General features: G+C 51.0%; 22 protein-coding genes, 4 tRNA genes and 1 pseudogene. 13 read left to right on the top strand and 14 right to left on the bottom strand.

The genetic code is table 11. The features are described from left to right. Positions 1-24: 24 nt before the first annotated feature. The 8 genes from B7992_RS07885 to B7992_RS07925 all read right to left on the bottom strand — a co-directional run bounded on the left by B7992_RS07885 (position 25) and on the right by B7992_RS07925 (position 6,641). Complete coding sequence (locus B7992_RS07885) at positions 25-426, bottom strand: ATP-binding protein (RefSeq protein WP_073158827.1); 402 nt, start codon at positions 424-426, stop codon at positions 25-27. Between the two features lie 37 nt (positions 427-463). Next, positions 464-760 carry an STAS domain-containing protein gene (locus B7992_RS07890; RefSeq protein WP_073158829.1) on the bottom strand — a complete coding sequence of 99 codons (297 nt, stop codon included), beginning with the start codon at positions 758-760 and terminating at the stop codon, positions 464-466. Positions 761-886: 126 nt separating this feature from the next. Further along, the gene (locus B7992_RS07895) at positions 887-1,990 is read right to left on the bottom strand and encodes a sugar nucleotide-binding protein (RefSeq protein WP_249269384.1); all 1,104 of its coding nucleotides are present in this window, start codon (positions 1,988-1,990) and stop codon (positions 887-889) included. Beyond that, a complete protein-coding gene (locus B7992_RS07900) occupies positions 1,987-2,541 on the bottom strand; it encodes an NUDIX hydrolase (protein WP_088665979.1) in 555 nt (184 codons plus the stop codon). The genes B7992_RS07895 and B7992_RS07900 overlap by 4 nt, the downstream gene beginning before the upstream one ends. Positions 2,542-2,549: 8 nt before the next feature. Next, positions 2,550-3,464 carry an MBL fold metallo-hydrolase gene (locus B7992_RS07905; protein ID WP_088665980.1) on the bottom strand — a complete coding sequence of 305 codons (915 nt, stop codon included), beginning with the start codon at positions 3,462-3,464 and terminating at the stop codon, positions 2,550-2,552. Between the two features lie 197 nt (positions 3,465-3,661). Next, a complete protein-coding gene (locus B7992_RS07910; RefSeq protein ID WP_088665981.1) occupies positions 3,662-4,879 on the bottom strand; it encodes an MFS transporter in 1,218 nt (405 codons plus the stop codon). Between the two features lie 97 nt (positions 4,880-4,976). Continuing rightward, positions 4,977-6,137 (bottom strand): class I SAM-dependent RNA methyltransferase, encoded by a 1,161-nt coding sequence (locus B7992_RS07915; RefSeq protein ID WP_073158837.1) that lies wholly within the window; start codon positions 6,135-6,137, stop codon positions 4,977-4,979. A gap of 432 nt (positions 6,138-6,569) precedes the next feature. Continuing rightward, a tRNA-Gly gene (locus B7992_RS07925) sits at positions 6,570-6,641 on the bottom strand. A gap of 123 nt (positions 6,642-6,764) precedes the next feature. Here B7992_RS07925 and infC point away from each other — a divergent pair. From infC to rplT, 3 genes are read left to right on the top strand one after another with little or no spacing between them, the layout of a single operon-like run. Next, positions 6,765-7,385 carry a translation initiation factor IF-3 gene (infC, locus tag B7992_RS07930; RefSeq protein ID WP_249269383.1) on the top strand — a complete coding sequence of 207 codons (621 nt, stop codon included), beginning with the start codon at positions 6,765-6,767 and terminating at the stop codon, positions 7,383-7,385. 23 nt (positions 7,386-7,408) lie between these two features. Continuing rightward, positions 7,409-7,606, top strand: a complete 198-nt coding sequence (gene rpmI, locus B7992_RS07935; protein WP_073158842.1) for a 50S ribosomal protein L35 — start codon at positions 7,409-7,411, stop codon at positions 7,604-7,606. Between the two features lie 11 nt (positions 7,607-7,617). Continuing rightward, on the top strand, positions 7,618-7,968 hold the full coding sequence (gene rplT / locus B7992_RS07940; RefSeq protein ID WP_073158843.1) for a 50S ribosomal protein L20: 351 nt from the start codon (positions 7,618-7,620) through the stop codon (positions 7,966-7,968). Positions 7,969-8,155: 187 nt separating this feature from the next. Here the strand turns inward: rplT and B7992_RS07945 are convergent, their stop codons facing one another. The 4 genes from B7992_RS07945 to B7992_RS07960 all read right to left on the bottom strand — a co-directional run bounded on the left by B7992_RS07945 (position 8,156) and on the right by B7992_RS07960 (position 13,925). Next, the gene (locus B7992_RS07945) at positions 8,156-9,280 is read right to left on the bottom strand and encodes a GGDEF domain-containing protein (RefSeq protein ID WP_176421885.1); all 1,125 of its coding nucleotides are present in this window, start codon (positions 9,278-9,280) and stop codon (positions 8,156-8,158) included. Between the two features lie 66 nt (positions 9,281-9,346). Then, a complete protein-coding gene (locus B7992_RS07950) occupies positions 9,347-10,618 on the bottom strand; it encodes a pitrilysin family protein (protein WP_073285340.1) in 1,272 nt (423 codons plus the stop codon). A gap of 5 nt (positions 10,619-10,623) precedes the next feature. Beyond that, positions 10,624-11,475 (bottom strand): nuclease-related domain-containing protein, encoded by an 852-nt coding sequence (locus B7992_RS07955; protein WP_083539731.1) that lies wholly within the window; start codon positions 11,473-11,475, stop codon positions 10,624-10,626. A 47-nt stretch (positions 11,476-11,522) separates the two neighbouring features. Further along, the gene (locus B7992_RS07960) at positions 11,523-13,925 is read right to left on the bottom strand and encodes a DEAD/DEAH box helicase (RefSeq protein ID WP_088665982.1); all 2,403 of its coding nucleotides are present in this window, start codon (positions 13,923-13,925) and stop codon (positions 11,523-11,525) included. A gap of 291 nt (positions 13,926-14,216) precedes the next feature. On the opposite strand from B7992_RS07960, the gene rbsD reads away from it, so the two are divergent. The 8 genes and pseudogenes from rbsD to rbr all read left to right on the top strand — a co-directional run bounded on the left by rbsD (position 14,217) and on the right by rbr (position 20,700). Further along, positions 14,217-14,615: a D-ribose pyranase gene (gene rbsD, locus B7992_RS07965; protein ID WP_088665983.1), complete on the top strand. Its 399-nt coding sequence runs from the start codon at positions 14,217-14,219 to the stop codon at positions 14,613-14,615. Between the two features lie 20 nt (positions 14,616-14,635). After that, complete coding sequence (locus tag B7992_RS07970) at positions 14,636-16,120, top strand: sugar ABC transporter ATP-binding protein (RefSeq protein ID WP_088665984.1); 1,485 nt, start codon at positions 14,636-14,638, stop codon at positions 16,118-16,120. Next, positions 16,120-17,094, top strand: coding sequence for an ABC transporter permease (locus B7992_RS07975; RefSeq protein WP_073158854.1), 975 nt, complete (start codon positions 16,120-16,122; stop codon positions 17,092-17,094). Before B7992_RS07970 ends, B7992_RS07975 begins: the two co-directional genes overlap by 1 nt. A gap of 13 nt (positions 17,095-17,107) precedes the next feature. After that, positions 17,108-18,016, top strand: a pseudogene (locus tag B7992_RS17385) (substrate-binding domain-containing protein); the annotation flags it as partial. Further along, entirely contained in the window at positions 18,011-18,883 is an 873-nt protein-coding gene (locus B7992_RS17390; protein WP_346348710.1) for a substrate-binding domain-containing protein, read from the top strand. The pseudogene B7992_RS17385 and the gene B7992_RS17390, both read left to right, overlap by 6 nt. Positions 18,884-18,892: 9 nt before the next feature. Further along, the gene (locus B7992_RS07985; protein ID WP_073234523.1) at positions 18,893-19,783 is read left to right on the top strand and encodes a ribokinase; all 891 of its coding nucleotides are present in this window, start codon (positions 18,893-18,895) and stop codon (positions 19,781-19,783) included. 117 nt (positions 19,784-19,900) lie between these two features. Beyond that, positions 19,901-19,985: transfer RNA gene (locus B7992_RS07990), tRNA-Ser, on the top strand. A gap of 175 nt (positions 19,986-20,160) precedes the next feature. After that, positions 20,161-20,700 carry a rubrerythrin gene (gene rbr / locus B7992_RS07995; protein WP_073158858.1) on the top strand — a complete coding sequence of 180 codons (540 nt, stop codon included), beginning with the start codon at positions 20,161-20,163 and terminating at the stop codon, positions 20,698-20,700. A gap of 234 nt (positions 20,701-20,934) precedes the next feature. Here the strand turns inward: rbr and B7992_RS08000 are convergent. Continuing rightward, positions 20,935-21,007: transfer RNA gene (locus B7992_RS08000), tRNA-Glu, on the bottom strand. Positions 21,008-21,179: 172 nt separating this feature from the next. Between B7992_RS08000 and B7992_RS08005 the strand changes: the two genes are divergently transcribed. Together B7992_RS08005 and B7992_RS08010 are read left to right on the top strand one after the other, a co-directional pair. Continuing rightward, on the top strand, positions 21,180-23,927 hold the full coding sequence (locus B7992_RS08005; protein ID WP_088665985.1) for an ATP-binding protein: 2,748 nt from the start codon (positions 21,180-21,182) through the stop codon (positions 23,925-23,927). Positions 23,928-24,053: 126 nt separating this feature from the next. Next, a complete protein-coding gene (locus B7992_RS08010; protein ID WP_073158862.1) occupies positions 24,054-25,424 on the top strand; it encodes an anaerobic C4-dicarboxylate transporter in 1,371 nt (456 codons plus the stop codon). A gap of 145 nt (positions 25,425-25,569) precedes the next feature. Here B7992_RS08010 and B7992_RS08015 read toward each other — a convergent pair. Next, positions 25,570-25,642 (bottom strand) — tRNA-Glu (locus B7992_RS08015). Between the last annotated feature and the right edge of the window lie 8 nt (positions 25,643-25,650).

Below are 25,650 nucleotides of genomic sequence, written 5' to 3' on the forward strand. Positions count from 1 at the left end.
TCTCCTTATACGTTGGCTATTGTATTAAATGGCGATTGTCATGGTCAAGACGTTTGACTCCTGAACCCTTTCGTAAGAAACGGAATTCATCATCTTCTTAACCATGAAAATTCCAAGGCCTCCAATTTCCCGTTCTTCGGCGCTGGCTGTTGTGTCAGGTTCCTTTACCTCGGTAAGAGGATTAAAGGCCTTGCCGTTGTCGCGGAGAGACATGGTTACCATGCCATTTTCCTTGCTGCAAGTGATTTCCAGCTCTGTTGCGCCGCTATAGAAAACGACGTTGCTCACAACTTCGTCTGCACAAATGGAGAGCTTTGTAGAAATCTTCATTCCTATGTCATTGTTTTCTGCCCAAAGGGATACGAATTCCTGGACGTCAGAAAGACTTTCCTTTTGAACAGGAAACGTTTTTTTCTCGCTAGCCATGTTGAGCCTTCCTTCAGACTATATGATATAGCTTTCTTTAGGCAATGTCCAGGATGTCGACGAAACCGGTCAGTTCAAACACTTCCTTAACGTTGTCGCTGACATTGATGAGTTTCTGGCTGCCGCAACCATTCATCTTTTTCTGAATCTTGAGCAGGACGCGGAGACCGGAAGAGGAAATGTATTCGACTTTGGCAAAATCCACAATGAGATTCTTGGTTTCGTTGGAAGCGGCTTCCATTTCGGTTTCAAAAGCGGGGGCGTTTGCGGTATCCAGGAATCCTTCCGGTGCAAGAACGATTGAGTCTTCTTTTTGAATCTTATTAATAACCATTGTTTGCATCCTTCTTAATGTTGATTTCACTGTATTGGTACAGGAAGTCTTATAAGGGAAATATAAACAAAAACAAACAAACTGGTTTAGAAAGCACGAAAAAACTGATTTTTGACGAAAAATGCCCTAAAAGTCCAATTTTTCACCAATGACCAAAAGTCTATAAATGGCTTCTTCGCTGCCGACTCGGTGCTTGTCGGGGCAGTTTCTGCCAAAAGTCTTGTGCCAATCCCTGCCTGTGGGAACTATGGCGTCGTCAAAAGGCCAGGGGCGGATAAAGCCTTCTGGAAGAAGACTGTAAAGTTTGCTGCTGTCGATGTCCAGGTCGCCTACGCGCGGGGGCATGGGTCCTGCATCAATTCGGGGACAACCATGAAGCAGTTCTTCGGGGTAACCTCCGATGGCGTTGACCAACTGGCCTGCGTTATAAAGGGTGACTCGGCGGGGGCCGCCACAGTTGTAAATCCCTGCAGGGAATTCGTGTTCCAGAATGTACTGCACCACGCGACACATGTCGTTTCCGTAGATGGGTCTGCGGTATTCGTCGGTATAGAGGGTGGCAGGGCGACCCGGTCTAAAACGGTAGCTGATCCAGTCGATGGCTCCAGCGCAACCGCCGGGGGCGTAATCCATAGGCAGTGGCACGCGAAGCATTACGGCATCGGGCTTGATCCGCTGGATTTCGATTTCTGCTTCCAGCTGGTGTTTGCCGTAATTGTGGATAGGATCCTTGGGCGCGTCGTCTTTGTAGGGGCGGAGTTGGGCAGTTTCTTCGCTGCCACTCCAGACCATGTCCGTTGAAATTCTTACGAAGGTGCAGTTGTAATCGGCGGCCAGCTGGGCGGCATCTACACCCTGTTCGCAGTTCAGCAGATGGCTTCGGGGGGTGTCGCATTCGCAGGCCTTTAGGGCGCAGTTTCCACTGGCGTCAATGACCGTCTTGAACTGATGCTTTTCGAAAAGGCGGGTGAGGCTTGCGGTATCTTCGGCGTCGATGGCTACTACATCGGATCCAAAAACGCAGGGATGCTTGATGGGCCGGATGCCGATTAGTGGTGCCGCTGCATCAGGGTGACGGGGGGCCGGATGGATTGTTCCGCTGGTGCCGTCGCTTTCGTCGGTACCGCCAAAAAGTTTGTTGAAGTGCCTGAAAAGGGCGTAGCCCGGAACACCGTTCAAACCGAGAACGAGAATGGGTAACTGCAGTTTTCGTGAGGCGAGTTCGATCACTTCTGGCTCAGTTTCCACTTGAGGTAACCCGCCATCTGCAGCGGGTGATTGAATGTTTCGTCAAGCATTTTGGCCTGCAGTTCTTCGTCAGAAAATTCGGAGGATTCTATTTCTTCGGTTTCGTCGAAGTGGGTTTCGCCTGCTCGGATTACGCCGTCGATGAATACCACATGGAACTTTCCACGGTGACGATCCGGGTTCACCGGATATGAACCCAGGTATAAAGGCTCTTGCTTATTAGCTGCGCTGGTGACTCCGTAACCGCATTCTTCCTGCAGCTCGCGGAGGGCGGCTTCTTCGGGAGTTTCATTCTTGTCGATGATTCCTGCAGGAAATTCCAATGCGATTTTTCCTGTGCCGTGGCGGTACTGTTCTGTCATGACCCATTTACCGTCTGCGGTACGTGCCAGAATCAAAACCCAATCGGGCTGCCACAATGTGTAGAAATCGTCGATGACTTTTCCGTTAGGCAGCTCGCATTTTTCCTTGGCCACTTTTAGCCAGGGTGCGTTTACCAGGTATTCCGTATCAAGAAGTTTCCAGGGTTTCATCGTGAACCTTACTTTACAAATCCCGGCGGGGGAAGGTGCATGCCGGCCATGGTCAGGTTGTTCTGCTTGGCGTAGGCGAGAATTCGCTTGCGGGCTTCGATGGACTTTTCCTTGTCCATGTCGTAATTGGAATTGATTTCGGGATGGTCCTTCTGCAAAGCGTAACCGTGCATCAGGTCACCGATAATCAGCAAGTCGGATTTCTGGAAAACGGTGTGGCCGGGCGTGTGACCCACGGCGTCCATGGCGAAGACGTTGTGGGGCAGAGTGTCGCCAAAGGCGAAGAGCTTGAGGCTGTCGCTGTATGTGTTCAGAATGCCGACGGCAAGACCGTTGTCCTTGATGTCGTTGAACCAGGCGTCCTTTTCAACTTGGCCCACATAGACGGCGGCGTTCTTGAAGACTTTTTCAAAACCGGTGTCGGTCTTGTTCACGAGACCGTTGATGTGGTCCACGTGCAAGTGGGTCAGGTAAATCTTGGTGATGGAATCGGGGCTGATGTTCAGTTCTTGCAAGTGGTTCAGCATCTGTCCGCCGAATGCTCCCAGACCTGCGTCGAAGAGGACGTATTCCCCTTGGGACTTCAGGAGGTAAGTGCTAACCGTGGCGGGAATGCCGTTAGGGAGATTCAAACTGTTGTAGAGAGAATCGCTGGCGTCGCTGAACAGGTCGCGAGGGTTCAGCTTTTCGCCTGCGTTGTCCTGGATCCAGGTGACTGTGGAACCGTCTGCCAATGTGATGGTCTTGGTCACGGCACGAGTTTCCGGGGCCGTTGTGTTTTCATTTGCTACGGAAGTTTCTGCGGATTCTGTTGCTTTGACTTCGGAAGTGTTTTCAGACTTCACTTCCTGCTTGTTGCAAGCGGTGAATGCAAAAGCCAAGGCGAACGCCGACAAGGAAATTTTTAAAAGACGATTTTTCATAAAAGAACCCTAGACTATAGATATCAGATTATGAGATATAAGATATGAAAAAATTGGTATGAGGTACGAGGTGTGAGCTCGGAGCCTGCGGCTCCTTTCAGCGGAGAGTTTTGAGCCTTGAGCGATGAGCCAGATAATCGCGCCAGAGTCGCCTTACTTTAACACACGACTCATATCTCCCTTTAACCTTTTACGCTTTAACCTTTCTCCTTGCTCATTTCCCTTGTGTAGTATTTGCTGGTGTAGCTTAGGTACATGATGTCGGCGACGAACAGCGCGGCGCTGCATGCCAGGAATACTTGCTGGTGCATCCCGAAATGCTGTGCCATGGATCCACCTGTTAGAATGCCTGCCCCGATTCCAATATCCCAGGCGCTCAGGTATGTGCTATTGGCTGTACCTCGTTGATCGTGTCTTGCCAGGTTGACGCACATAGTCTGATATCCCGGAAAAATAAGTCCCAGGCTTGTACCAATCATCAAAGCCGATGCAAAGAACAGCAAGGTCGTTCCACCGGGAATCATTGGTCCCAAAGTGCCGCAGAAGGAAAGCAGTAAGTAGGCCGCCACGTTCAAGGTCATGCCCATGCCCACCAGGCGGGTAAGCCATCCTTTGTCGATCAGGCGACCGGTAAGAACGCGGTTTATAATGAGGCCGGCTGCAATCAGGGCGTAGAACCAGCCGCTTCCGCCGATGCCTTGTTCCTTTGCATAAAGAGCGATGTAGTTGGTGACGGGACCGTAGGCGAATCCTACGAAAATGAAATTCAGAAATTGAGGAAAGGCGCGGGTCAAGAAAAAGCGGTCCAGGGAAAGGGGCGGACGTTTTACCTTGGGGCGAGGCTTTACGGGAAGCGTCTTTACCAGGATGAGGCCTATTACGCAAAGGGCCACTGAAATGGCGAAAACCACGTTGCTTCCGAGACCTTCGTAAAGGAACATGCCGGTCATGGGACCTGTGGCAAAAGCCAGGTTCACGCTAATGCCGAAGTAGCCGATGCCTTCGCCGCGGCGGCTGCTAGGAAGTGCGTCAATGGCGACGGTGTTACTTGCCGTGGTAGAAATTCCGAAGAACACGCCGTGCATGAAACGGACCACTGCAAGCAGGGGCAAAAGTCCCAGAGCCCAGTAGCCCACAAAGCACAAGGTGAATGCAAAGAAGGTCCAGAAATACAGCGGCTTGCGATTGAGGCTATCTACCAGGAAGCCCGCGAAGGGCCTACAGCAGAGGGCGCCGATAGTGTACAGCGAAATGATGATTCCTGCGGTAGAATTGTCCGTCTGGAATTTTTCAAAGATGTACAACGGCAGAACCGGCAACAGCTGGTAAAAGCTGAAGAATAGAAGAAAGTTGGCTGCGGAACACGTTACAAATGGGCGCGTCCAAAGAGCTGGTTTCTGTTCATTATCCGTCATTTTTCGCGCATCACTTTTTTATTGTTCAACTGAACCGTCAGCAACAGCCCACAACCCACCGTCAACCGTCTACTGTCTACTTCCTACTAACCACTAACTACTTCTTCTCCAGCATCACGATAGTTTCGAGATGGGGTGTTCCCGGGAACAAGTCCAGGGGCTGCACTTCGCGGACGCGGTAGCCGTAACGTTCCCATTCCTTGAGGGCGGCGGGGATTTCGTCGGTGCCGCAGAAAACGTGGCACACGCGGATGGGCTTACGCATGGCGAGAGCGTGAATGACGCCCGGTTCGCAACCCTTGCGGGGCGGGTCCAGCAGAATCTTTTCCGGTTCGCCGGGCACAACGCGGGGCAGGCGCAACTGCACGAAATCTTCGTCGATCTTGCCTGCGATAAACTTGTAGTTCTTCTTCAGGTAGCGGGCGCTGGCCTTGGCGGTTTCGATGGAAGGACCTTCCCATTCGACGCCCAGCACAGACTTGGCGGCTTCGCCCAGGGCGAAACTGAACAGACCGTAGCCGCAGTACAAATCCAGGAACTTGTCTTCCTTGGTAAGGCTCAGCATTCGGCTTGCGGCCTTGATCAAGTTGTGGATCTGGCTTTCGTTAATCTGGCTGAATCCGGTGACAGGGTACTTCAGGCTGAAATGACCTAGGTTCAGAGCCAGTTCGCGGGGTCCGTAAAGCTGCTTGAAATTCAGACCTTCCGTGGGGCGCTTGGCTTCCAGATAGTAGTCGGATTCCGTGGTATCTACATAGGCGTGGGCGGCGGTTACATTCAGTTCGCTCTTCTGCAGCACTTCGGAAATCTGCTTCAGTTTGCGGACGATGGTGGCGTCGATTTTCTTGATGTTAAAAATGACCACGCGGTAGCGGTAAGTACCACGGATGATAATCCAGTTCAAGGCATAGGCCAGGGGCTTGTAAGCCGGAGTGATCAGCTTTTCGAAAAGCAGGTCGTAAATCTTGTTGTGTTCTTCCGGTTCCAGCATGGATTCCTGGCGGTCGAACTGCAGGTTGCCCGGGACCATGGCCACGCGTCGCTTACTGGTGGTGCGGTAACCGCGGGGCATGGGGCTTGCGATGACGTTCTGCGGATTGCCTGCCAGACGGTTCACGTCCCAGAATTCCTTGATGGCCTGATTCTTGATTTTCAGTTCGTCCTTGTAGTCGAACATGGCCAAAGATTCGCCGTGGGCGGAATCGGCTTCGCGGGTGTAATTGGGGACGCAGTTTGCAATAGCCTGCTCAAAAAACATAGGTGCCTCCGTGGCGGCAAAATTTTACAAGTGCAAATGTAGAAAAACGGCGTTGGATTACAATATTTTGGACGTTTGAAAATGTTTCTTGCTTCCGGTTACTAACTAATCTTCGGGTAAATGCTGGATTGGATAGTAGTTTTTATGGAAAAGATCCAGATAAAGAGATGCCTTTACTAACCAAGCTCCCTGAAAAATGGAATTTGGTTAGTAAAATGGTTGTGGACAAAGTAATTTTTACTAACTAAACGCCGATGACAAGAGGGTCTGGTTAGTAACCATCGCCAAATGGACCCAAAACATCCATCGAGGAGGGGCCAGGGGAGAGTGCTAAGATCGGGTTCGTCCAGCAAAAAAGCCCCCTCCTTTGAGGAGGGGGCTGGGGGAGGGTGCTAAAAAGGTCCCTTCCAGAGGAAGGGACCTTTTTGTAAAAGCGGCGGACCGGGATCGAACCGGCAACCATTAGCTTGGAAGGCTAAAGCTCTACCATTGAGCTACCGCCGCAATTTGTGCTCAATTATACAAAAAAACACCCGATTTTAAAGGGGTAAATAAAAAAGTATTGTAATTTTTCAAAAAAAATGTTAAATTTACGCCACTTAAACAATTTACCTGAGGTAGCTTAACTTGGCTTTACAACCCCCCCGTGGCCGTCAGATGCCCAACCGTCAGAGTGACGGCACCCGCATCAACGAAGACATCCGTATTTCCCCCATCCGTCTTGTGAAGGAAGAAGGCGAAGCCATCATCATCGAAACCCACAAGGCTTTGCAGATGGCTAAGGACGCCGGTCTGGACCTGGTGGAAGTGTCTCCCAATGCTAAGCCCCCCGTATGCAAGATCATCAACTACGGTAAGTACAAGTTCGAGCAGGTCAAGAAGGCTAAGGCCGCCAAGGCCAAGCAGCATGTGGTGAAGCTGAAAGAAATCAAGATGCACCCCAAGACCGCCGAAAATGACTACCAGTACCGCATCAAGCAGGCAGGTGAATTCCTTCAGGATGGCATGAAGGTGAAGCTTATCATGCAGTTCCGCGGTCGCGAAATGGCCCATATGGATTATGGCAAGCGTCTCATGGAACGTGCAAAAGAAGACTTGGCCGCCTTTGGCGACCTTGAAATGGACTCTAGAGTCGAAGGCAATACCATGCTTTCTATCTATGGTCCTAAGCGTGGTGCCGCTGCCGCCAAAAAGCAGCAGGATGCACCGAAGCCCGTAACCGAGCCCATGGCAGCAGGTGAGGCTTAACTTAATAACCTAACGAGGTAAAAATGCCTAAGATGAAAACTCACAGCGGTTCCAAGAAGCGCTTCCGCCTGACCGGCTCCGGCCACGTCAAGTTCAAGCGCGCTGGTATGCGCCACATTCAAACCAAGATGACCACTAAGCGTAAGCGTAACCTGCGTAAGGGCGCTCTCATTAAGAAGGTCGACATGTATCACGTCAAGCGTCTGCTTGTAGTAGCATAAGGAGTGTAAGAATGCCCCGCGCAAAATCCAGAGTTCCTTCCCGCGAACGCCGCAAAAATATCCTCAAAGCCGCTAAGGGCTTCTACGGTCGTCGCAAGTCCAACATTCGCCTTGCTATCGACGCAGTTGCTCACGCCGGTCAGTATGCCTACGCACACCGCCGCGACAAGAAGGGTGACTTCCGCTCTCTGTGGATCACTCGTCTGAACGCTGCAGTTCGTGAATACGGCATCAGCTATAGCCAGTTCATTTACAAGCTCTCCAAGGCTAACATCAAGATGAACCGTAAGGTTCTCGCTGATATGGCAGTTGCAGATCCTGCATCCTTCGCCAAGGTCGTGGATGCTGTTAAGGCTGCATAATTTAGACGCAAGTCTAAATTCGCTCTAGCATCATCTAGCGAGAAATTTACCCCGCTCTCCGGAGTGGGGTATTTTTTTTGTGTAGTCTGCCCCGGCCGGGCCGTACTTTGTCTGGCGCACACGGCGGACGTACTTTGAATGAACGTACTTTGTCTGAAGTACCTGGCAGACGTTCTTTCTTAATGTACTATCTCAGTCTGCGGTCATTTTCTGAGTGAACCGCATAATAGGCCTTCTTGTTTTCGTACATCTCTCGGTCGATGGTGTTGATGAACTCGTCCATCGTTCCCTTTTTCAGATCGAGCAGTCCCTTTCCGATGGAGGTGGAGAGTTTGAAGGGGGCCTTGGAATTGTTGTTGAACTTTTCGATGCGGTAATGGATTTCGCGGATGAGGCCGTCTGCCTTTTCTTGGTCCGCCGTGTTCAACAGCACGATAAATTCGTCGCCGGCATAGCGGATGGCGACCCCTTCGTCGTGGATGGTCCTCTGGAGGATGTCGGCCATGGCGATCAGGGCGCGGTCGCCAACGGAATGGCCGAAGTCGTCGTTGATCTTCTTGAAGGAGTTCAGGTCCAGCATCAGACCGGTCATGACGGTTCTACGTTTTCGTGAGAAGACGTTCATGTGGCGGTCCAGGTACACGCGGTTGTATAGGCCCGTCAGTCGGTCGCGGAAGATGAGTTCGTTCTGCAGGCTAGAGAAGATGCCGGCAATAGAAACGGCCAAGCCTGCCGAAATGGTGGAAATGCCGTAGAACAGGGTCTGGGCAAAAGTGCCAATCATCAGCGGGAAGAAATACACCCAGATGGGGAAGTACTTCAGGATACCGTTACGCCTGCGGCTCCAGAAGTAGACCACGATGCTGTCCATGGTGATGCCGTAGTCGATAACGGTGTAAATCCAATAGCCCCACATTCTGTGGTAGTGGTTGTTGCCATCGATGGAAAAAATGAACGGGCAGAAAAAGTTGATGAGTACGCCCAACGTTCCAAGCCCCACGACGGTTTTCAGAATCTTGGCGTGAATCCTTGATACGCCTCCACAAATGTGTTGCGAAAGGAAGACGAACCACAGGGTAGAGCAATACATGTTGGATCCGTAGAGCCAACCGTTGCCATAGATGTTGATGAATTTTGCGAGGGCTCCGGGGCGACCTTCCGATGTGAAAACAATGGGGTCGATAAGGCAATTCAGGAATCCGAGGATCAGCATGACCAGGAGAGACGTGTTCTCCAGATTCTTGCGGGGAAGCTTCCAGACGTTACCTGCGGCAACAACGGCCAGAAGTACTGCACCGAAGATGTTAACCACATATATGCACGACAGGGTTGAATCCATACATTTTTAATATAGATTCTTGTGGGGCGTTTTGAGGGCCTAGAAAAAATCTGTTGTGATTTCTGACTTCTTCTTGCTCTTGGGTTCGACCACGGCGGCGGAGTATTTGGCGTTTGCGAACAGGTCGTTTGTGAGGCCCGTCACATCTTCGGCGGTCAAATCCCGGATGATCTTTTCGGAGTGTTCCATGGTGTGGAATTCGCCCAGGTGCAGAATCTGTTCCGCCATGCGGATGGCTCGCTTTTCGGGATTGTCTGCACCCAAGTGCATGCCGCCCAAAATGTTGGCTTTTGTCCGTTCCAGTTCGTCTTTCATGAAGCCTTGCTTTAGGAATTTTTTCGTTTCCTTGACGCTCAATTCCAGGGCCAATTTCAACTGCTTTGGTTCTGTTGCCAGGGCCACTCCCCAGTCCACGCAGTCGCGGTAGATGTCGGCGGTGGAATAGACGGAATAGGCAAGGCCCTTGTCTTCGCGGATCTTCTGGAAAAGTCTGCTGGCCATGCCTGCGCCCATGGCCACATTAAAAATGGAAAGGGCGCAGCGACCCTTTTCGTCCATGCGGCTCTTGTCGAAACTCATGCCCCAGAAAAGATTGGACTGGGTGATGTCCTGCTTCTGCACCACCTTTACGCTCTGGTTGGATTTGTAGATGTTGGCGGGTGCGATCCCGCCGGATTTCTTGCGGGCGAATTTCTGCAGGCAGAGTTCCACTAATGCGTCGTGGTTCACCTTGCCTGCGGCGCAGACGTAAATGGGCAATTCATTAATGACTTGGTCGCGATAAGCCAGCATCTGCTTGTGGGTCAGTTCCTTGACTTCCTTGACGGTGCCGGTAATGGAGTGGGCGATACCGCAACCCTTAAAATGGATGGCATTAAAAACGTCGCCTACAAGTTCTTCGGGAATGTCATCGTAGCTGTGGACTTCCTCGATGATGACTTTCCGTTCCTTTTCCATTTCCTTCTTTTCGAAGCGGGGATTCATGAGCATGTCGGCGATGACGTCGATGGCGAGAGCCAAGTCGCCACTTTCTACGTTGGCGTAAAAGCCGGTTTCCTGGCGAGTGGTGTAGGCTTCCAGATTTCCGCCGCGGTCTTCGATGGCACGGGCGATTTCAAGGGCGGTACGATTTTCGGTACCCTTAAAAACCAGATGTTCATAAAAATGACTCAAACCAAATTCGCCCTTGGCTTCGTGTCGGCTGCCCCGGGGGAACCAGGCGCCAACGGTTACGGAATAGGCATGGGGCATGTAGTCGGTCATGACCACAACGCCGTTAGAAAGCTTTGTCTCTTTGATAATCTGCTTCATATAAATTAGCGGTGTTTTGACTGGATGTAGGCCCTGTGTTCTGCCTTGGTCTTTTCGTTTGCCATGGCGCAGGGTTTCAGTTTCCAGTATAGGCTTTCAAGCTGTTCTGTTTCGAGAATTGTCTTTTGGTTCTTTATGATGTTAGACAGCTTTTTTTGCAATTGAAAAATATGGAGGATGATCCAGTTTACGTCTAGTGAAGAACCGCTAACCTTTGGGGAGGTTGGGATTCCCTTGAGAACGCAGCGGTCGCTGAAGACGATGGCTGAAAAGACGGGAAGCTCGTCAACGTTCAGATCGCTTTTGGAAAAGTTCTCTTTCAGAAAATGTCGGAGGGCGCGGATGTGTCCGGCGTTTTGCTGGATGGGGTTGTGGAAGGTGTGGGTGGTGCGGGCGTTCAGGCGCTGGTGCCAACGTTCCTCTTCCAGAGTGCCGGTAATTTCACCGGAGATGTTCTTGGTTTCTAGCACGTAGATGCCGGACTGGTGCAAGAGCAGGGCGTCGATTTCGGTGGTACCGCCGTGGCTTGGAATGTACAGGTTTTTCATCAGCACGAATTTGCGTCCGTCGTCGTTGCAAATGCTGGTCAGTGTCTTGAAAGTGGCCGCTTCGCCGTAGACTCCGTCGGGATCATTTTCCAACTGTTCCTTCTGGAAGTCCTTGAAAGTCTTGCGGCGACCATCATTATGGAACTGCCCTGGTTTAGGCTTGGCTGCCTTTGTCTTGAAAAATACGAAGGCCAAAAGCAAAATGATGGCGAGCAATGTAACGATGGTGGAAGTCATGGCGAAAGTATAAGAAAAATGTTCCGCTAAAATTTTTACAGAATGGTTTATGCAAACGAAAACGGCTCGCATTTAGCGAGCCGTTTAAAATCGCGTTGGTTGATTGCGAACTTGCCGTATTAATGTCTTCCGAAGCGGCGGGTCTTGCGGAAGGGCTTGTCGCCGAAGTCGCGTTCGTCATGGTCCTTGCGGAAAGGCTTTTCGCCGAACTTTTCACGACGGCGTTCTTCGCGGTTGCCTGCAAACTTGCGGTCTCCGCGTTCGCCGTGATCGACACCGAAACCGCGACCTTCACGTTCCTTGCGGAATCCGCCACGGCGTTCTTCACGATTGCCTCGGCCAAAACCGCCGCGGCCTTCACGGTGGAAGCTGCGTCCTTCGCGGGGGCGAGTTCCCGGAGCGGGGCCGGTAGGAGGTTCGTCTGTCATCAGACGGAAGCGGGCGTCGTTTCCGCGGATGGTGATGCCTGCCAGAATGTCAAGAACTTCCTGGCTAGTGTCTTCGGGCAGTTCAACGGTGCTGAACTTGTCGAAGAGCTTGATGCGGCCGATGATGGAGCTGCTGATGTTTGCTTCGCCGGCGATGGCGCCTACGATGTCGCGGGGGGTAACGTGGTCGATGCGGCCCACGCCCATGTAGTAACGCAGGTAACCTTCTTCAACGCCGTTATTGCCTTCCTTACGTTCCTTGCGCAGACGCTGCTTTTCTTCGCCGTTCATGCCTACGCCAAAGTCGTCACGTTCGCGGCGGGCCTTTTCACGGCGTGCTTCGCGGGGAGCGTCCAGGGGCTGCAATTCCGGGAACAGGGGCTGCTTCTTCTGGTACATCTTGATGATGGCGGCGGCTACGTCTTCGGCGGTGATTTCGGTAACGGATCCATCTTCGTTTTCAACGCCGTTGGTCTTATTGCAGCCGGCTGCTACCATTTCCTGGACCAAAGTCTTGAACTTGTCCAGTTCGCCGTAGCTCAAGACGCTGTTCACCTTTTCCTTGAAGGCGGCCACGCGCTTCTGGCTGATGATTTCGCCGGTGGGCATTTCCATCACGTCGATGGGTTGGCGGGTGGCCCGTTCGATAATCTTCAGCATGCGCTTTTCGCGGGGAGTGATGAAGAGGATGGCGTCGCCGCTACGGCCTGCACGACCTGTACGTCCAATGCGGTGTACGTAGGATTCCGTGTCAAAAGGAATGTCGTAGTTCACCACCAGGGAAATGCGGTCCACGTCGATACCGCGGGCGGCCACGTCGGTAGCCACCACGATATCCAGCTTGCCCATCTTTAAACGGTTGATGGTGCGTTCGCGCATGGACTGGGCCAAGTCGCCATTCAGCGGGGCGACGGTAAAGCCGCGGCTTTCCAGCTTTTCGGCCACTTCGGTGGTGTTCTGCTTGGTGCGCACAAAGATCAGCACGCCGTCAAATTCTTCGCCTTCCAGGACGCGGGCCAAGGCTTCGACCTTGTGCTCGTTCTTTACCATCAGGTAACGCTGGCGAATGTTTTCAACGGTGGTGGTCTTGCTTTCGATGCAAGCCTCATCGTATTCGCCCAGGTACTTGTCGATAATGGCCTTCACCTTCTTGGGCATGGTGGCGCTAAAGAGGGCGCGCTGTGCGCTTGCGGGAATTTCCTTCAGGATGGTTTCGACATCTTCTTCGAAACCCATGTCCAGCATTTCGTCAGCTTCGTCCAGGACGATAGCCTTCACGCCGCCCAGGGTGATGGTGCCGCGCTTGATATGGTCAATAAGACGGCCCGGAGTGGCAACGATGATGTTGGCCTGGCGCTTGAGGGCGCGGATCTGCACGGCGATATCCTGACCACCGTAAACGGGAACCACATGGACCTTGGGCAGGTTTACGGAATACTGCTGGATGGCTTCGGCGACCTGGATGGCCAATTCGCGGGTAGGAGTCAGCACCAGCATAGAGGTTTCGTGACCGTTGAATTCCAGGCGGGAAAGCAGGGGCAGGGAGAAGGCGGCTGTCTTACCGGTACCTGTCTGTGCCGTACCCAGGAGGTTTCCGCCCTGAAGCAGTGCGGGAATAGCCTTCACCTGAATGGGGGAGGGGGTCACATAGTTCATGGCCTTGATGGCGTCCAGAACGGCGGGAGCCAAGTCCAGGTCCTCGAAAGTGACCAGTGCTTCGTCACCTTCGGTTTCGTCGCTCAGTTCTTCGTCTTCGTCCTCTGTGGAATCGTTTTCGTCTGCGGATTCTTCGACGGTTTCGATGTTTTCTTCTTGCTCTTGTTCCGTAGTTTGCTGTTCTTCGTCGACGAATTCAATAGATTCACCAACATTTGCCTTGGCTTCTGCGCCAGCCTTTACGATGTTGCAATCATCATCGATGACGATTCCATCGGGATTCAATGCCAAAAAAGCGGCTTCGTCAGCTTCGTCTTCGTCGGCCCCACCAGCAATGGATGCCAAAAAGGCATCGGCTTCGCGGGCAATCTTGGATTTGGAGTCAATAGTTTCTTCGGGGATGCGATCTTCCGCACCCTGCTTTTCAGGATTCTTCATAAATCACCTTCGGGGACCCGTAAACTTCATCTGCGGCCCATGCCGCGTCATCTCGTCGCTGTAAAGCGTTTAAAATAAGCCCCGAAGTGCACTCGCACTCAAAAAACCTGAAGTTCGTTAGGTCACCTAACTCAAATGTGGGCACAAAGGTAGAAATGTGTATTGGAAAATCAAAGGTTATAAAAAGCACATATTCCAATATGGAATATATTCGGGTCTTGCTTTCTGCCCCTTTGTGTAATATTAAAATAAGTTAGAAACAAAACGTAAAAGGAAAGAAGGGACCAATTAATGAAGCGAAATGGAATTTTAAACAGTGAAATTTCCCGAGTTTTAGGGTATTTGGGCCATACGGACTGCATTTGCATTGGCGATTGTGGCCTGCCCATTCCCGAAGAAACGGAGCGCATCGACCTTGCGCTTGCGTTCGGAATCCCCACATTCATGCAGACTTTGGCCGAAGTGGTGAAGGATATGAAGGTGGAAAAGATTGTCTTGGCCGAAGAAATCAAGACCCAGAATCCCCAGGTTGAGGGTCAGGTGCTGCAACTGTTAAAGGGTGTTGAAGTGGAATATGTACCTCATACGGAACTGAAGGCACGCACCCAGACTTGCAAGGCTGTAATTAGAACTGGGGAAACTACTCCTTATGCCAACATAATTTTGCAATCCGGGTGCATTTTCGCCTGATAGGAGGATCGTAATACTCTATGCATGTTGAAATGAAAGGCATTAACAAGTCTTTTGGAAGCAACCAGGTATTGAAGGATGCCGGCTTCTTCCTGAAAGACGGTGAAATCCACGCCTTGATGGGTGAAAACGGGGCCGGAAAGTCGACCTTGATGAAGATCCTGACGGGCGTGTATACCCGCGATTCCGGTACCGTGATTGTGGATGGCAAGGAAGTGACCTACCACAGTCCCAAGGAAGCCGAAGAGGCGGGTATCGTTTTTATTTACCAGGAATTGAACGTTCTGTTTGACCTGACGGTTGAAGAAAACCTGTTCATGGGTCGCGAAATTACCAAGCGCTTTGGTATCTGCGACAAGAAGGCCATGCGCGCTAAGGCCCAGGAAATCATGGACCGCATGGGAGTCCATATTCCCGTGGATGCGGTCATGAGCGACTTGTCTGTGGGTCAGCAGCAGATGGTGGAAATCTGTAAGGCCCTTATGGTGGACGCCAAGGTCCTGATTATGGACGAACCTACCGCAGCCCTTACCCAGAGCGAAACCGAGGTCCTTTTCGAGGTGATCAATTCCCTGCGCAAGAAGGGTGTCTCTATCGTCTACGTTTCTCACCGCATGGAAGAAATCTTTGAATTGTGCGACCGTATCACCATCCTCCGCGATGGTACCTATATCGATACCAAGTACATCAAGGATATCACCATGGATGACGTGGTGAAGATGATGATCGGCCGTGAAATTGGTGAACGTTTCCCCAAGCGCGATAATGCTATCGGCGATGAAGTGCTCCGCGTGGAAGGCCTTACTCATGAAAAGCTGTTCCGCGACGTAAGCTTTAATGTCCGTGCCGGCGAAGTGCTTGGCGTGTCGGGCCTTATGGGTGCTGGCCGTACCGAGATTATGCATGCCGTTTTCGGCAATATGCCTACGGTAGCAGGCAAGGTCTTTATCAACGGTAAGGAAGTATTCATTCGCAATCCGCGTCAGGCTATTGAAGCGGGTATCGGCTTTATTACTGAAGATCGTAAGACCGAAGGCCTGCTGCTGGAAAAGAGCATTGCTGAAAACATCGAACTGACTAACTTGGGAATCGTTTCCAAGAAGGGTGTTCTGGATTCTGCAAAGCAGTCCAGCCTTGTGAAGCGCGGTATCGAGGAATTCCGCATCCGCTGTTTCGGCCCTCAGCATGAGTGCGGTAACTTGAGCGGTGGTAACCAGCAGAAGGTGGTTCTTGCCAAGTGGATTTATACGGACCCCAAGATTCTCATTCTGGATGAACCCACTCGCGGCGTGGATATCGGCGCCAAGAAGGAAATTTACAACGTAATCAATGATATGGCCGCCAAGGGCGTTGCCGTTATCATGGTGTCTTCTGAATTGCCCGAAGTTCTGGGCATGAGTGACCGCATTATGGTGGTTCACGAAGGACATGTGACTGGCATTATTAATGGTGCCGATGCGGATCAGGAAAAAATTATGACTCTTGCTACAGGAGGTAAAATCTAATGAAAAAGGAAAATAAGAATCTAGGTGCTTTTTTATCGGAATATGGCGTCTTTATAGCGCTTGCTATTCTGGTGGTGGTCATTAGCTCCATTAGCCCCGAATTCCGCCAGCCGGGTAACTTCCTGAACTTGTTGCGTCAGGCTTCCTTTAACGGCTTGATTGCCTTCGGTATGACCTGTGTCATTCTCAGTGGCGGTATCGACCTTTCTGTGGGTTCTACCTTTGCCTTGAGCGCCATTGTCTGTGCCGAAATGATTGGCCATGGCGTACCTGTCATTGTTGCGGTTCCCGTAGCATTGCTGGTGGGTGTGGCTCTCGGCTTGATTAGTGGACTTTTGGTGACCAAGGGTCGTTTGCAACCGTTCATTGCAACCCTTATTACCATGACGGCTTATCGTGGCCTCGCCATGATCCTTACCGATGGTAAGCCCATTTCCCGCCTGGCAGAAAGTTCTGGTGATAGCCTTTTGTTCAAGGCTCTGGGTAAGGGTAATGTGGTCTGCGATTTCTTGCCGGCTATTAAAATTCCTATTCCTATCTTGATCCTGTTGGCCTCCTTTGGAATCTTCTATTTCTTGCTGAAGCATACCACTTTCGGTCGCCGCCTTTACGCTACCGGTTCTAACGCCAAGTGCGCCGCACTTTCTGGCGTGAACATCGATCGCGTGAAGATGAGTGTCTATGGTATTTCCGGTTTCCTCAGCGCATTGGCCGGTCTGATCATGATTAGCCGTGTGGACTCCGCACAGCCCATTATGGGTAGCGGTTATGAACTGGATGCCATCGCTGCTGTTGCCCTTGGCGGTACCAGTATGAATGGCGGCCGCGGAAGAATTACCGGTACAATTGCAGGTGTTCTGATCATTGCTGTTTTGAACAACGGTTTGAACATCTTGGGTGTCACTTCCTACTATCAGAACGTGATCAAGGCTGTAGTAATCTTGGTTGCTGTGCTTGCTGATCGTAAGAGATAAGGAGATTTGAATCATGAAAAGAATTTTTGCTTTACTTTTCGCTTCTTTTGTGTCTGTGATGATGGCCGCATGTTCTATTGTCATTGACGGTGAAGAAAAGACTACTGCCCAGAAGGTTGATTCCAAGGGCGCAATCGGCTTGTCTGTTTCTACTTTGAACAATCCTTTCTTCGTCACTCTTGTGGAGGGCGCCAAGAAGGCCGCTGTGGAACTGAATGCCAACATTACTGTGGTGGATGCTGGTGATAATGTATCCAAGCAGGTGAGCGACATCGAAGACTTGGTCAGTAAGAATGTCAGCATCCTGATTGTGAACGCTGTGGATTCCGACGCCTTGACTGGTGCTGTAAAGGCAGCCAAGTCCAAGGGCGTGAAGGTCATTAGCGTTGACCGTGCCATCAACGGCGTGGAAGTGGATTGCCAGATTGCTTCTGATAACGTTGCCGGTGCTGAACTTGCAACCCAATATATCGTAGAAAAGCTTGGCGAAGGTGTTGTGACTGCAGAACTGCAGGGCACCATGGGTTCTTCCGCTGCTATTGATCGCGGTAAGGGTTTCCACAACATTGCCGATGCAAAGTTGAATGTGGTCGCATCCCAGACTGCAAACTTTAACCGTACCGAAGGCATGAGCGTTATGGAAAATATGCTCCAGGCCAACGGCAACATTGCCGCAGTCTTTGCTGCCAATGACGAAATGGCTCTGGGTGCTGTTGAAGCTAGCAGCGGTGCAGGCAAGAAGGTGATGGTGGTTGGCTTTGATGCAACCGACGATGCTGTAGAAGCTATCAAGGCTGGCCGCATGGCTGCAACCATCGCTCAGCAGCCTGGCCTGATTGGTGAAACTGCTGTTCGCGCTGCAGTGGATCTGAACAATGGCAAGTCCATCGAAAAGAACATTCCGGTGAAGGTCACCTTGGTCACTGCTGAAAATGCAGACAAGTTGAATGCCGATAAGCCCAGCTTCAGCGGTACCATCGGTCTGTCCGTTTCTACTCTGAACAATCCCTTCTTCGTTACTCTGGTTGAAGGTGCCAAGAAGACAGCTGCTGAATTGAAGCTTGCCCTCACTGTGGTTGACGCTGGTGACAATGTTTCCAAGCAGGTTAGCGACATTGAAGATTTGATCAGCAAGAACGTTAGCATCCTTATCGTGAACGCTGTGGATTCCGATGCTCTGACCGGTGCCGTAAAGGTGGCCAAGTCCAAGGGTGTAAAGGTTATTAGCGTGGACCGCGCCATCAACGGTGTGGAAGTGGATTGCCAGATTGCATCCGATAACGTTGCCGGTGCAGAATTGGCTACCCAGTACATCGTAGACAAGCTGGGTGAAGGCGTTATTACCGCTGAACTTCAGGGTACTCTGGGTTCCTCTGCCGCTATCGATCGCGGTAAGGGTTTCCACAACATTGCCGATAAGAAGCTTAAAGTGGCTGCCTCTCAGACCGCAAACTTCAACCGTACCGAAGGCATGAGCGTCATGGAAAATATGCTCCAGGCTAATGGCAAGATTGCTGCAGTCTTTGCCGCTAACGACGAAATGGCTCTGGGAGCCGTAGAAGCTAGCAGCGGTGCAGGCAAGAAGGTGATGGTCGTTGGCTTTGATGCAACCGACGACGCTGTTGAAGCCATTAAGGCTGGCCGTATGGCTGCAACCATCGCTCAGCAGCCCGCACTGATTGGCGAAACTGCTGTCCGTACTGCCATGGACATCGCCAACGGCAAGGTTGTAGAAAAGAACATCCCGGTGAAGGTCACTTTGGTCACTGCTGAAAATGCTGGTAAGTAGGAAGGTATCATGAAAGTTCTAAATATCGGATCCATGAACCTTGACCACGTCTATAGCGTGGACCACATTATCTTGCCGGGCGAAACTGAAGCTACCGGAGCCGTCAAGCATTACCTGGGCGGCAAGGGCATGAATCAGTCTGTTGCTCTTGCTAAGGCTGGCGTTGAAGTTTATCAGGGCGGTATGATTGGTGAAGATGGTCAGCCCTTCCTGGACGCTTGTAAAGAGTATGGTGTTCACGGGGAATTCATTGCTAAAGTCGATGATCAAACTGGCCATACCATCATCCAAATTGACAAGAACGCCCAGAACAGTATCTTGCTGTATGGTGGTGCAAACCAGCGTCTGACTCAGGAATATGTGGATGGCGTTCTCGGCCACTTTGCTGCCGGCGACATTCTGTTGCTGCAGAACGAAGTGAACCTTTTGCCCTACATCGTGGACAAGGCTTACGAAAAGGGAATGCAGATCGCCTTGAATCCGTCCCCATTCAACGAAAAGCTGGATGCGGTGGATATGACCAAGATCAGCATCTTCTTGCTGAACGAGGTGGAAGGCAATCAGGTGACCGGCAAGACGGACCCGGATGAAATTCTGGCTGAAATGCGCAAGCGTTTCCCCAAGGCCCGCATTGTGCTGACCCTGGGCAAAGACGGTGCCGTGTATAGCGATGGTGACCAGAAGGTGTTCCAGCCTATCTTCCCCGTGAAGGCAGTGGATACCACTGCCGCCGGCGACACCTTCACCGGGTACTTCCTGGCAGGTCTCGCAGAAGGCATGCCCATTGCTCAGGCTCTCCGCATGAGCGCCCGCGCTTCTGCCATTGCAGTAAGCCGCCCCGGCGCCGTACCCTCGATCCCCTTGCGAAAGGAAGTGGAGGAAGCTCTGGCCAACGGCTGATGATGTAGCTAATTGGACCTGCTCTAAGGGTTGAATGGACCGCCGCTAAAAACGGCCACCTGTAAAGGAGCCTTAATAGACAAAGCAGAGAAATTATACTACATTGCGCCTTACGTCGGAGAGATGTCAGAGTGGTCGATTGAGCCGGCCTCGAAAACCGGAGTCTGTAACAGGACCGAGGGTTCGAATCCCTCTCTCTCCTTTGAATAAAAGACGCCCCCAGGTGGGGCGTCTTTTATTCTATAGACGATCGGGAGTCGAGCCCTCGATTAAGAGGGTTCGCTTGACTTCGCGAGAGCCGTAGGCGAACTGTTTTTTCTAAAAAAAACATTGTATATTGTTTCAGTAACGTTTTAACCTCAATTCAAGGAGACACGATGGCTAATAAGTACGCTGGTACCCAGACCGAAAAGAACCTCGAAGCTGCATTTGCAGGCGAATCCCAGGCTCGTAACAAGTACACTTACTTTGCATCCCGCGCAAAGAAGGATGGTTTCGAACAGATCGCAGCACTGTTCCTGAAGACTGCAGAAAACGAAAAGGAACATGCCAAGATGTGGTTCAAGGAATTGGGCGGCATCGGTGACACCGCAGAAAACCTGAAGGCTGCTGCCGACGGTGAAAACTACGAATGGACCGACATGTACGAAGAATTCGCAAAGACTGCCGAAGCTGAAGGTTTCGCCGCCCTTGCAAAGAAGTTCCGCCTGGTAGCAGCTATTGAAAAGCATCACGAAGAACGCTACCGCGCACTTCTCAAGAATGTGGAAACTTCCGCCGTGTTCGAAAAGAGCGAAGTCAAGGTTTGGGAATGCCGCAACTGCGGTCATATCGTCGTGGGTACCAAGGCTCCCGAAGTCTGCCCCACTTGCGCTCACCCCCAGTCCTACTTCGAAGTCAACGCTGAGAACTATTAAGAGCCGAGCGTCGCAGAAAAAAGAAAGAATCCGGTGGGGTTCTTTCTTTTTTTGTTGGGAAATTGCGGTTGAAGAAGATGTCTTTCCTGAATTAGACCGTATGATTGTTGTTGTGGAGCTTGATTTTTGATTACTGGTACGGTTTATTTTTGAAAAAAATGAATTTCCAACCGTAGTTCCCGTGGAACGGGGGGGTATACAAAAAACACCACTCAAGTGAGCGGTGTTTTTGTATACCTCCAAGCGGTTTCGAACCGCTGTTGCGGGAATGAAAATCCCGAGTCCTGGGCCACTAGACGATGGAGGCGTTTAGGTGCGACCAAATATAGGAAAGTATCTGAATTAGTCAAGGGTGTTGCATAAAATTTTTTTTTCGTACAAATTTACCGTTTTGCCTCACATTGTATTATATTTGCGCTTCGTAAGATTTTCGTAGTATTTTGGGCCTTTTGTGAGGCTGATTAAGGCGGATGTGATTGATGTCTAGCGGTGTTGAATTGCTTGAAACTGTTTTGGACGGCTCTGATCGTCTGGTCCTGGTTTGCGATGCAGAATCGTTTTCTGTGGTTTATGCGAATAAGATGGCCCGAGATTATGCAAAACAGGGTGAAACTCCCTATAAGGGGGTGCCTTGTTTCAAGTATATGATGGGCCTGGATAGTCAGTGCCCTTTTTGCCCCCTCCGCAAGTCAGAAAAACGCGATTCCCTAAATGCCGATGTGAATCTTGGTGACCGAGTTTATAATACCAAGGTTGAATACAAGGAGCTGGATGGCCGGAAGGTTTTTGTTGAGTATGTTGCTGACGTAACCTCCATTCGCCGTACCGAAAAACAGTATGTAGATCAGCTTAAATTGCTGAAGGATTCCATTCCCAATACCGATGTGGTTTTTCATTTGGACCTTACCGGCAATGCGGTCCTGGGGGTAGATGGCGAGGACGGTTACATCGAGGGGCTTAAGTCCTGGATGGCTTCGCGTCAGGAACCCACGACAGTAGATTCCATTGTGGAAATACTTTCCTGTAATATCCCCAAGCAGGTTTCCCGTATAGCTTACCTCAAGGATTTTGCTTGTGCTTCCTTGATTCGGCATTATGAAGAGGGCAAGATGTCCTTCGAACGGGAGATGGAATGTTTTAGGGACGATGAAATTATTCCGTACCGTGCTTGCGTCCGCTATATGATGAACCCCATCAACGGTCATCTGGAAGCGGTTATCTATGGAGTCGATCTTTCTCAAGAGAAACTGGCTCAGGAACGTCAGCTGAACTTCGTTACTGCCTTAAGCCAGGATTTCCGTTATGTGTACCTTTGGAATCCTGACAAAGATGAGATCTCCATTGTCAAGCAGGACGGCTTCATGGTCCGTAGCGACCTTGGGGCTGAAAACAAGTTCCCGTATGATGCCATGTGGGCTCACTACATTGAAGACCGCGTCTTCTCGGAAGATCGCGAAATGATGTACAAGGCCATGGAAAAGGAGAAGGTCCTTGCCTATCTCAAGGATCATGAAAACTATGTGGGCACCTACCGCGTGGTTGAAAATGGAGATATTCATTACTTCCAGTACAAGTACGTAAAAATCGAGGGATCCTCCGAGATTATTGCGGGTTTCCAGAACGTGGACAAATTGTTGGATACCGAAATTTTCCGTAATTCCATTATCAGTACCTTGGCCAAGGTTTACTTCTGTGCCTATGATATTGACCTTTCTACGGGGCATTTCCGCGAACTGGGCGATTCTACCCGAGATTATATTTCCAACGTCATCGGTCAGATGGGTGAGTCCATGGAAAAGTTCAGGGCCATTTGCCAGACGACGGTGGCGCCGGAACAGGTCCAGGAATTTCTCGACTTTACGAACATTCATACCTTGGCTGGCCGCCTAGCTAACCGCGATTCCATTGGTATCCATTTTAAGGGTTTGAATGCGGGTTGGTGTGAAGGTCTATTTGTTGTCATCAGTCGAGACAAGAATGGTCGGTGCTCCCATGTTCTGTGGGTTGTTCGTTCCATTAACGAAGAAGTGGCTAGGGAAGAAGCTTACAAGGTTCAGCTGAAGGACGCCCTCCGAAAAGCGGAGCGGGGAAGTGAGGTCAAGTCCAAGTTCCTGGCCAGGATGTCTCATGATATCCGCACGCCTTTGAATGGAATTATCGGTCTGCTTGAAGTTGCTGACCGTAAGGAACAAAGTCCGGAAGAGCGGGCGGAAGGCCGCAGGAAGGCGAAGAACGCCGCCAATCATTTGCTGTCGTTGTTGAACGATGTGCTGGATATGTGCGAGTTCGATGACGCCGAAACTCAACTGTTGGAAGAGCCTTTTGATCTTCAGCAGGTTCTTGGTGAAGTTCGTTCTATTGCCAATCTCCGTGCTGATGAAAATGATGTTGTCGTTAGATATGATGGTGCGTTGAGTGTAAAATGTCCCCATTTGCTGGGGAGCCCGCTCCATGTCCGTCAGGTATTCCTGAACATTTTGACCAATGCCATTAAGTTTAACAAGAAGGGCGGTTCCGTAGACTGTTATTCCGAAATCGTGAATGAGACGTCGGATGTCTTGACCTACTGTTTCCACGTGGTGGATTCGGGTATCGGTATGAGTAAGGAATTCCTTGAACGGATGTTTGAACCCTTTACCCAGGAACGTAATGATGCCCGAAGCACTTATCGGGGCTCCGGTATGGGCATGGCGATTGTAAAGGCCCTTGTGGAAAAGATGAATGGCCGGGTTACGGTCCGTAGTACAGAGGGCGTTGGAACTCACGTTGCTGTGACGATTCCCTTCAAGATTGATCAGAGTTCTCGTGTTTGCCTCACTGAAGGTGCGGAAAGCGAATCCCTGGATGGTATGAAGGTCTTGCTGGTGGAAGACAACGACTTGAATCTGGAAATTGCCCGCCGAATCCTGGAAGACATGGGCGTGGTGGTGACTAGCGCTAGAGATGGCGAAGAAGCGGTGCGGGTCTTTGAAAGCGCTGGCCAGAACGAACTGGACTTGATTCTGATGGACTTGATGATGCCTGTGCTGGATGGTTTTGGGGCTGCCAGGAAAATCCGTCTTTCTGCTAAGAAGGAAGGTGCTGAAATTCCCATTGTGGCCTTGTCTGCCAATGCATTTGCAGAAGATGTGAAAAAGTCCAGGGACGCCGGCATGAACGGTCACTTGGCCAAACCCATCGATATTCCCTTGCTAAAGAAAACGCTGAATATGTACAAAAGGGCTTGATTTTCTTTTTGATAATTTATTTGGCGCTCCCCGTTCTTTTTTCAAAACTTTAGAGTAATTTCAATAGAAAAATGTTATCGTACTGATAACTTTTTTTCTGGTTGCTTTTGAAAAAGCGGAGGGATTATGGCTGTAATGATTATTCAGCTCTTGATTGTGCTGGCTGCTCTTTACGTGGGTTCACGTTATGGTAGCCTTGCCTTGGGTGCAATTTCTGGTATTGGCCTTGCCATCTTGGTGCTGGGCTTTGGTATGCAGCCGGGTAAGCCGCCTACCGATGTTATCTACATCATTATCGCGGCTGTGACCTGCGCCGGTATTATGCAGGCTGCGGGCGGTATGGATTGGTTAATCCAGTTAGCGGAAAGACTTCTGCGTAAACACCCTAACCAGATTATCTTCCTGGCTCCGCTTTGCACTTTCTTCCTCACGGTTCTCGTGGGTACCGGCCATGTGGTTTACACCCTCATGCCCATTATCTGCGATATTTCCCTGAAGAAGGGTATCCGTCCGGAACGTCCCTGCGCTGTTGCTTCTGTGGCATCCCAGGTGGGCATTACCTGTTCTCCCATTGCGGCCGCCGTGGCTTCTTTCGTGGTGATTTCCAACGCCAACGGTTTTGAAATCAACAACTTGCAGGTGATTGCGGTAACCATTCCTGCTTGCCTTTGCGGTTTGATGGCAGCCGCTGCCGTTAGCTACAAGCGCGGTCTCGATCTGGACAAGGATCCCGCTTTCCAGGCGAAGCTGAAAGACCCTCAGCAGCGTGAATACATGTACGGCAACACCGCTTCTGTGCTGGACAAGGCTGTTTCCAAGGAAGCAAAGCGTTCCGTGTTTATCTTCCTGGCTGCTTTGGCTGTGATTGTGATGTTCTCTGTGTTCCAGATTGCGGGCCATGACATTCGTCCCGCTTTCCCCACCGGCAAGGTTGTGGATGGTGTGGCTCAGGTGAAGCCCATGGGCATGAACTTGATCATTCAGATTGTGATGATTTCTGCAGCCGCCTTCATGATTATCTTCTGTAAGGCTGAACCCAAGAAGGCTGTGGCTGGTGCCGTTTGGCAGTCTGGCATGGTGGCTGTGGTGGCTATCTACGGTATCGCCTGGCTGGCTGATACTTACTTCGCCAACTACATGGACGTGATGCAGGGCGGCCTGAAGGATATTGTTCAGCATTATCCCTGGGCGATAGCCCTGGCCTTCTTTGCGGTGTCTGTGCTGATCAACTCCCAGGGTGCTGTGGTGGTGGCCATGCTTCCGCTGGCGTACAGTCTGGGTATCGAAGGTGCGGTGCTCTTGGGCGTGCTCCCCAGCGTTTACGGCTACTTCTTCATTCCCAACTATCCTTCCGACATTGCCACCGTGAACTTCGACCGTTCCGGCACTACGGTAATCGGTAAGTACCTGCTGAACCACAGCTTTATGCTGCCGGGCATGACCAGCGTTATCGTTTCCACTATTGTGGGTTCTTTGATTGTGAAGGTGTTCTTCTAATTATGGGAGGTGTCGCGCGAATTTTTCGCGGGAAAGATCTTCGTGTACTCTGGGCTCGCCGTAAGGCGGGCCCTTTTTTGCGGTTATAAAACTAAGGGCGGTTGTAAAATAAGAAAAGCCCAACCTTTCGGTTGAGCTTCTCTTATACCTCCAAGCGGTTTCGAACCGCTGTTGCGGGAATGAAAATCCCGAGTCCTGGGCCACTAGACGATGGAGGCGTTTAGGT

This window comes from Fibrobacter sp. UWH1, from assembly GCF_002210365.1.
Taxonomy (GTDB): domain Bacteria; phylum Fibrobacterota; class Fibrobacteria; order Fibrobacterales; family Fibrobacteraceae; genus Fibrobacter.

What these genes read in the sequence shown, in the direction of transcription:
- B7992_RS07885 (WP_073158827.1), bottom strand. Translation starts at nt 426, where the DNA reads ATGGCTAGCGAGAAAAAAACGTTTCCTGTTCAAAAGGAAAGTCTTTCT.
- B7992_RS07890 (WP_073158829.1), bottom strand. Translation starts at nt 760, where the DNA reads ATGGTTATTAATAAGATTCAAAAAGAAGACTCAATCGTTCTTGCACCG.
- B7992_RS07900 (WP_088665979.1), bottom strand. Translation starts at nt 2,541, where the DNA reads ATGAAACCCTGGAAACTTCTTGATACGGAATACCTGGTAAACGCACCC.
- B7992_RS07905 (WP_088665980.1), bottom strand. Translation starts at nt 3,464, where the DNA reads ATGAAAAATCGTCTTTTAAAAATTTCCTTGTCGGCGTTCGCCTTGGCT.
- B7992_RS07910 (WP_088665981.1), bottom strand. Translation starts at nt 4,879, where the DNA reads ATGACGGATAATGAACAGAAACCAGCTCTTTGGACGCGCCCATTTGTA.
- B7992_RS07915 (WP_073158837.1), bottom strand. Translation starts at nt 6,137, where the DNA reads ATGTTTTTTGAGCAGGCTATTGCAAACTGCGTCCCCAATTACACCCGC.
- rpmI (WP_073158842.1), top strand. Translation starts at nt 7,409, where the DNA reads ATGCCTAAGATGAAAACTCACAGCGGTTCCAAGAAGCGCTTCCGCCTG.
- rplT (WP_073158843.1), top strand. Translation starts at nt 7,618, where the DNA reads ATGCCCCGCGCAAAATCCAGAGTTCCTTCCCGCGAACGCCGCAAAAAT.
- B7992_RS07950 (WP_073285340.1), bottom strand. Translation starts at nt 10,618, where the DNA reads ATGAAGCAGATTATCAAAGAGACAAAGCTTTCTAACGGCGTTGTGGTC.
- B7992_RS07955 (WP_083539731.1), bottom strand. Translation starts at nt 11,475, where the DNA reads ATGCGAGCCGTTTTCGTTTGCATAAACCATTCTGTAAAAATTTTAGCG.
- B7992_RS07960 (WP_088665982.1), bottom strand. Translation starts at nt 13,925, where the DNA reads ATGAAGAATCCTGAAAAGCAGGGTGCGGAAGATCGCATCCCCGAAGAA.
- rbsD (WP_088665983.1), top strand. Translation starts at nt 14,217, where the DNA reads ATGAAGCGAAATGGAATTTTAAACAGTGAAATTTCCCGAGTTTTAGGG.
- B7992_RS07970 (WP_088665984.1), top strand. Translation starts at nt 14,636, where the DNA reads ATGCATGTTGAAATGAAAGGCATTAACAAGTCTTTTGGAAGCAACCAG.
- B7992_RS07975 (WP_073158854.1), top strand. Translation starts at nt 16,120, where the DNA reads ATGAAAAAGGAAAATAAGAATCTAGGTGCTTTTTTATCGGAATATGGC.
- B7992_RS07985 (WP_073234523.1), top strand. Translation starts at nt 18,893, where the DNA reads ATGAAAGTTCTAAATATCGGATCCATGAACCTTGACCACGTCTATAGC.
- rbr (WP_073158858.1), top strand. Translation starts at nt 20,161, where the DNA reads ATGGCTAATAAGTACGCTGGTACCCAGACCGAAAAGAACCTCGAAGCT.
- B7992_RS08005 (WP_088665985.1), top strand. Translation starts at nt 21,180, where the DNA reads ATGTCTAGCGGTGTTGAATTGCTTGAAACTGTTTTGGACGGCTCTGAT.
- B7992_RS08010 (WP_073158862.1), top strand. Translation starts at nt 24,054, where the DNA reads ATGGCTGTAATGATTATTCAGCTCTTGATTGTGCTGGCTGCTCTTTAC.